Below are 6,770 nucleotides of genomic sequence, written 5' to 3'. Positions count from 1 at the left end.
GGAATGGTGTTTTATTTATTAAGGTTTATGATTTAATTAGTGGAATATATAAAAGATAATGGTTTTTTAGTATTTGATAACTATGAAATGGAAAACAGAATTATTCGATCTTTTATATTTTAAAACGAATGACATGTTTTAATGTGAATACAATATATCCCCAAATGAACTTAATGTGTCGATTCAACAGTTCTCAACGACTTGCTCGGTGGAATAACGGAGGGAATACTCATTCCTTTTCAACATACACCCAATAATTATAATGATTGGGTGTCATGGTTCTATTTTGCGATATTTTGTGAGTATTCTGCACGATGCAACATTATGGTGGATAGGTTGTCTTCAATCCAACCTGTTAAATCCCGAATTCGTGAAGAAACCTCTTCGCCCATTGGCGTCAAAGAATATTCAACATGAGGAGGTACAACGGGATAGGCAATACGATTAACGAATCCATCGGCTTCAAGTGATTGCAATGTTTGTGATAGCATTTTTTCGCTGATACCACTGATTTTGCGTCGTAATTCACTAAAGCGCAGTGTTTCTTCGGTTAAAGCGAGTATTGCCAGCACACCCCATCGATTAGTGACATCACGCAATACTTCTCGTGATGGGCATGCTTTCTCTAATACATTACCTTTTTTTACCTGCTCGTATAACGAACGAGGTCGCTGGTTCGAGGCTATTTTGGGAGACATGACAATTCATCCTAAATCCATCTTCACAGAGGGAAGCATTATATACTGAAAGATCCTCAATAGGCAGTACTGATACGTTATACGGTTAACACAACTGAAGATTGACGAGCTGTGAGCTTATTGTGCTTAAGTTCAACGTTAGACATGACCCATCTGAACACAAGCGATATGTTATAAAATTGAATTCATATGTTGCGCTTTGTTTCATCGAGATTCCTGAGAATGTGATCTTGTGTCAATTGCTAATCGATACTGACATTATTATTGGCTAACGCCTTGACGCCTTTTTGTTGCTTATGTTCCTATCTATACAATAGTTTGCCTATCAATAACTTAAGTGATCTCTGTTCCAAATATATGATTGCTCGGATAAGAGGCCTGTAGCTTCTTTACCTGAATTATGGTGGTCAACTAAGAAAGCAGAGGCATACTCTGCGATGGCTAATATCAAGATATCAATCCGCTACCTAGTGTAGTAAGAAGTGAATTGTAGAAAGGAGAAACTCAGTGGCTAAAGTATTAATGATCACAGGTGATTTTGTCGAAGATTACGAAAACATGGTTCCATTCCAAGCACTTATTGCGATGGGGCATCAGGTAGATGCAGTTTGCCCAAATAAAAAAGCTGGTGACACTATCCCAACATCGATTCATGACTTTGAAGGTGACCAAACTTACTCTGAAAAACGCGGACACAATTTCGCGCTAAATGCGACTTTTGATAACGTAAATTTGCAAGATTACGATGCGTTGTATCTACCAGGTGGACGTGCGCCTGAATATCTTCGTCTTGATGCTCGCGTACTAGACTACGTAAAACACTTCTTCACCACTAATAAACCTGTTGCGGCTATCTGTCATGGCGCACAGATTTTGACTGCTGCTGGTGTTATTGAAGGCAAAAACGTTTCTGCATACCCTGCATGTAAGCCTGAAGTTGAGCTTGCTGGTGCAACTTATGCTGATATTGCTGTCGATTCAGCAGTGACTGATGGTCAATTAGTCACTGCGCCTGCATGGCCTGCTCACTCAGAAATGCTAAAACAGTTTGTTGCTCTGTTTTAAAAATTGAGTTTCAGCAAAGATGAGAACGAGGCCTTTAGCCTCGTTCTTCGTTTTTAAGGGAGTGAAATCCCCCTCTTAGGCAACTCCTTTTTGGTAGAACGTTTCCAGCATTTCAAGCATATCATTTAGAGTTTTCTCTAGATGGTTCAGATAGCGGCGCATTTGATTAGCTGTTTTATAATGACAGGTTGAAATAAACACCAATTGATCTGCGTGTTTGAAATAACGTAATCCGTATCCGTCTTCAACGACAGGCCCGTAACCCGCAAGTTCAACACCATAATCACTGGTTGTACTGGTACAAATTACCGTGTGCATAAGTGTTTTATAGGCAGGAGTTGAAAACAAAGCTGGGTGTTGGTTGATAGCATGACGTGATTGCAGCTGTTCGCTCGCGTATTTTAGAGCCATTAAATGGGTATAAATGCCGTGACCTCGTTGACATTCCTTCGCTCGACTAATGTGTTTTTTAGCGGCTAGATATAACGCATCCACACAGGCTTTACTACGTGTTTTATGCATGAACAGTTGAATAAACTGCTGTGTTTCCGGAGTGACGGTATATAACACATCAATGCGTCCTTGAGAGAACCGGCGAGTCATGATCGCTTCATAAGCACTGTATTGAGTGTGTGTTGTCTTATATTCCGCTACCTGCAGGGCGATTTGGAGAAAGGCATCTGGGCTAATGTTCAGCGATTTTATTTTCTCTTTACCAAAGTAATTAAAGCGCATTACTTGTGTGGTATAGGTTGAATGATGTAATGCAAATGCTTGATAGGCTTTGTTGATATCAACGCGTAATGCTGGACTTAACGACCATTTTAAGGGCGTTATCTGTGAGTTAGAATTAGATTTAGCTGTAGATAAACTCGATGCCATTGTTAAACCCAAAGCTGAACCGTCATACAAGTGACGGATAAAGCGCAACATGATTGAGCCATCAATGTGGGTATGTTCATAATTGATGCCACTACTGCCATTGGCAAATACAATCAATTGTACAACTTTGTCGAAATGTCGATTATGACCGCCGCCATGTAGCAGCGCTTCTGCTTTTTCCCTATCGGTTTGCGGGGCGAGTGAATCAAAACATAATGCAAATGCCGCACTCTCAATGTTGTGAAAGTTAGTGGCATTTTCGGCATGGAATGTGAGTAGTTCTTCTCGAGTTCTGGCCCACAAATCACGCTGACCACTGGTTAATATACCAATATTTTCACCATCTTCCGTGTATGAATAAATGGACGCTAAGTCGTGATATAACTCAAAATAGGATCGCACATCGCCATTACGATCAAATAGGTTAACGATGAAGTAATGGTCGTGATGCAACACGACCATATGATTTGAGTCGACGGTGATGGATATTTTATCGCAGTGATATTGTGGTATTCGAGTTGCACCGAAAAGATATTGGTATTGCTCCATGCAAAGGGGATTTTTTCCTTGGTATTCTTGGGGTAACTCGCTGCGCCGAATCGATAGCATGAATTTAGCTGTATTAAACGCAATTTGCGTCGCCGTATGCAATGGCGTTAATTGGTCCGAAGATGTTTTGGATTTAAGGGCATAAAACACATTACTGTTAATGACTAATGAGTCGCGGTGTCGTAGATAATGGTCTTTCCATGCTTGTTTACTCCAGTTTGAGTAACCCAAAGCTCGGCTTTGTTCGATTAATGCCTGCTGTAGTTTGACGCCGTCACCATTAGGGGCGGCAAAATCGCAAGCAGTTTTCATTGAGACTTGGCATTCTTCAGCGGTAAGTAAGGGAGTGGCCCACTCTATGAGTTTATGGCAGGTACTCTGCAGGTCGGGTAAGGGCTGTTCGGGAAAGATAGGATCATTAACACGTTCGTGACTGCTGTTCAAATTAAACCTCCTTAGGAATAACACGCCCAATCATAGCTATGTAATGAAGCCAGTTTTATGTCGTTATTTTTGATGTTTATAGAGGCAACGTTTACGTATGTATGATCTGGGTATAGTAAACGGATTATTATCTCTTTTAGTTATAAGAGTTTTGATGAGTATCAATGGGTAAGTGGTTAACCATTTTATCAACAACATTAAAAGCGTTACGAGGCTAAACAAAGATGGTATGTTTTGAAGAAAAGGAGTGTGAATGAGAGCTTTTGATTCTTTATTTGACAGCCACTTACATATCATAGAGCCGGGTTTCCCTTTGGTTGAAAACCAAGGATATTTGCCTCCCACGTTTTCTGTGAATGAGTATTTGAATGCGATGAAGCCTTATCCTTTGAGCGGTGGGGCAGTGGTGTCAGGATCGTTCCAAGGTTTTGATCAAACCTATTTGATTCATGTGCTGAAGGCACTTGGTCCTAACTATGTTGGTGTCGCACAAATACCGTTAGACACTTCTGATCGGGAAATCCTTGAGTTGCATGATCATGGGGTGAGGGCGGTAAGGTTTAATTTGAAACGAGGTAGCAAAGAGCAATTAAAGCATCTTTCCTCCGTCGCCGCGCGAGTGTTTGAACTTGCAGGTTGGCATGTGGAACTGTATATCGATTCTGCTGACTTAGCTGCGCTGCAAAAGACATTGCGTCATTTGCCTAAAGTGAGTATCGATCACTTGGGTTTAAATCACGAGGGGCTTGCCGAATTAGTTAAGCTTGCCGAATGTGGGGTGAAAGTAAAAGCCACCGGTTTTTCCCGTTTAAATTTTCCAGCCCAAGAGGCAATTACTGCCATTTACCAAGCCAATCCACAAGCGCTCATGTTTGGATCGGATTTACCTTCAACGCGAGCCCCGCAGCCATTTTCTGAGCGAGATATCGATTTGCTTTGCCAGTGCATAGAACCGAGTGGTTTGAACAACGTGTTGTCAGCTAATGCTTGTTCATTCTATTTAGGTAGGTAATGAGACCCAAGTAATCCGAAGACATGTTTTCTGCCGTTTTCGTTAAATAGATAGGCCACTTTATGGTGACCTATCTAAATAGACCGTTTACTCAATTTATTTGAGCGTTAGTCGTTAACACCTTAGTACAATTCAATCGCATCGTAACTAACACCTGGAGATAACCAATCGTCACCAGATTGACCACTGACCAGATCAAGTTCAATGGTGTTGTCGCCCACTTGTTGAGCACTTTCTGGAATGGTGTATACAAACTGTTTATTGTTACCACGCCAAGTACCGATAGTCATGATTCGACCTGTAGGTTGTGTCGTTGCTGTCGGATAGCTTGATGTCCAGTCATCATTGACCACTAATTGTTGGCGAGCACCATGGTACGATGCGGTAATACCGATACTTAAGTGACGTGTTTTTAGGTGACCGGATTCAATGGTGTAATGAATGATGATGCCATTGTTTACACCGCGCCATTGGTACGCTGGAAAATCGCTATCAGAGCTGTCACCAGCAACGAAGTTAGTCTGCTCCCAGTCATCCATACGGGTATCAGATGGATGCATATCAGTTAAGTTATCGTAGTTACGAAAACCTTTAGGTGTACCATCAAATTCACCAATGCGAAAAACAACACTGTCATTATCTGTAAACGTATCATCTACCTCCACATCAGACGTTGTATCACCTGCGGTTACAGTGACTTCAGTAGTGCCGACGGCTAATTCGCCACGGTATAGAGTTTCTGTGTAAGTACCTGGTTTCATTGCTGGGCTAGTATATTCACCTGAATCTGAATCAGCAGTTGTCCAATATTGAGCGGTATCATTAGACCAACCAACAACAACAGGGAAATCGGTACTAAAGTCTGCTGCAGTACCAGAAACGTACCCTCGGTCTTCGTTGGCTACATACCCTTCTAGATCCAAATCCGCGATAAAGCTGGTGTCTGGTGCGTCAGGGGTTTCTGAACCATCATTAAACATTAGAGCATACGGGCCATATAGTACGTTAACACGACGGTCTTCGGTTTGAGCGTGACCTGAATTCATGTAGTTATAGACTTCTGCACTTTGGAATTGAATATCACGATAGAATGGGCCACCAGATGAACTTTCTCGATTACCGTAATACATAAACACACCGATATCGCTGCCTGTTTCACCTTTTACGCTTAAATCCATAGCACGATCATTGCCATAGTATTTAGAAGAGGTGGTGCCATCAGAATGACCAAATACATCAGAAGATTCAACAGTGCTAGTTGTGTCTGCGTTATTAGATGGTGACTGCAACGAGTCAAAACTTGATTCTTGTAAACGAGTTATCCAACGTAGCTCACCAACACTCGGCTCTTCAGTGATGTAAGTGGCCATGTAGATGTTGTCTTCACCATCTTTTGATATAAGGTAGTGAGTTAATCCATCCATTTCACAAGTGATTTTGCTGACAGTATTGGTATCGTTAATTTCACCTGTAACTGTAACATCCCAAAGGCCAGAGTTAATTTGTGAACGACGTGAGCCACTACTTTTTTGACGTTCGGTACTGTCATATTTAAGCGATGTAATATCACAGTCATCGGTGGATACGTAATACACCAATTTGTTGCCGGTATCGACTTTGTAATAATCATCACCTTCGGTCAGCGTTAAAGCATGAGCTGTGAATGCAGAGCTACTTAACGCAATGGCCATTATCGTAGTAAGTCGAGTGTGTTTTAATTTCGTTTGTATCATTAAAATTATATCCTGATGTGATTAAAATTTCGCAATGTTATAACGTAACAATATAAATTTTAGGTATAAAAATATGACGCCCTAACAGGACGGAGCTCGTAAAGTTATTGCGAATAAACGATGTAAAACTGCGTTTAGAACGATGACTTATGGCAGTTTTAAGATCAAGTGAGTACGTTTTGTTATTCGCCGAAAGAGATGAATGGTGAGGATAAGTTCAATGTTATGATAAGGGAACACTATTAAACAACGAACTTTGTGGGGGAGGCACTGCACTCACCATCCATTTCTTATTCGGTGAAGAAATATTTTCTGGAAACGTTTTCTCACTTGCCACTATCTTACCGTTAAGACTTAAAGTGAATAGCCTATAACATAATATTTATG

The 6,770-nt window shown here is 41.1% G+C and carries 5 protein-coding genes; 2 read left to right on the top strand and 3 right to left on the bottom strand.

Annotated features, from left to right (window positions below; translation table 11 throughout):
• Nucleotides 1–281: 281 nt before the first annotated feature.
• Nucleotides 282–698 (bottom strand): winged helix-turn-helix transcriptional regulator, encoded by a 417-nt coding sequence (locus F9817_RS23245; RefSeq protein WP_161158590.1) that lies wholly within the window; start codon nucleotides 696–698, stop codon nucleotides 282–284.
• Nucleotides 699–1,205: 507 nt separating this feature from the next.
• Between F9817_RS23245 and F9817_RS23240 the strand changes: the two genes are divergently transcribed.
• Nucleotides 1,206–1,763 carry a DJ-1/PfpI family protein gene (locus F9817_RS23240; RefSeq protein ID WP_329604859.1) on the top strand — a complete coding sequence of 186 codons (558 nt, stop codon included), beginning with the start codon at nucleotides 1,206–1,208 and terminating at the stop codon, nucleotides 1,761–1,763.
• A 75-nt stretch (nucleotides 1,764–1,838) separates the two neighbouring features.
• On the opposite strand, the gene F9817_RS23235 is transcribed toward F9817_RS23240, so the two are convergent.
• The gene (locus F9817_RS23235; protein ID WP_161158589.1) at nucleotides 1,839–3,638 is read right to left on the bottom strand and encodes a choline/carnitine O-acyltransferase; all 1,800 of its coding nucleotides are present in this window, start codon (nucleotides 3,636–3,638) and stop codon (nucleotides 1,839–1,841) included.
• Nucleotides 3,639–3,891: 253 nt separating this feature from the next.
• Between F9817_RS23235 and F9817_RS23230 the strand changes: the two genes are divergently transcribed.
• Nucleotides 3,892–4,650 (top strand): amidohydrolase family protein, encoded by a 759-nt coding sequence (locus tag F9817_RS23230; RefSeq protein ID WP_161158588.1) that lies wholly within the window; start codon nucleotides 3,892–3,894, stop codon nucleotides 4,648–4,650.
• A gap of 122 nt (nucleotides 4,651–4,772) precedes the next feature.
• Here the strand turns inward: F9817_RS23230 and F9817_RS23225 are convergent, their stop codons facing one another.
• Nucleotides 4,773–6,383 carry a rhamnogalacturonan lyase B N-terminal domain-containing protein gene (locus F9817_RS23225; protein WP_161158587.1) on the bottom strand — a complete coding sequence of 537 codons (1,611 nt, stop codon included), beginning with the start codon at nucleotides 6,381–6,383 and terminating at the stop codon, nucleotides 4,773–4,775.
• Between the last annotated feature and the right edge of the window lie 387 nt (nucleotides 6,384–6,770).

This window comes from Vibrio eleionomae, from assembly GCF_009874545.1.
In the GTDB taxonomy this organism is placed as follows: domain Bacteria; phylum Pseudomonadota; class Gammaproteobacteria; order Enterobacterales; family Vibrionaceae; genus Vibrio; species Vibrio nitrifigilis.
Note: the sequence above shows the minus strand (reverse complement) of the source record. Positions and strands in the feature narration are given on the sequence as shown.

Excerpts from the sequence above, each read along its gene's own strand:
- F9817_RS23245 (WP_161158590.1), bottom strand. The coding sequence starts at position 698 with ATGTCTCCCAAAATAGCCTCGAACCAGCGACCTCGTTCGTTATACGAG.
- F9817_RS23230 (WP_161158588.1), top strand. The coding sequence starts at position 3,892 with ATGAGAGCTTTTGATTCTTTATTTGACAGCCACTTACATATCATAGAG.
- F9817_RS23225 (WP_161158587.1), bottom strand. The coding sequence starts at position 6,383 with ATGATACAAACGAAATTAAAACACACTCGACTTACTACGATAATGGCC.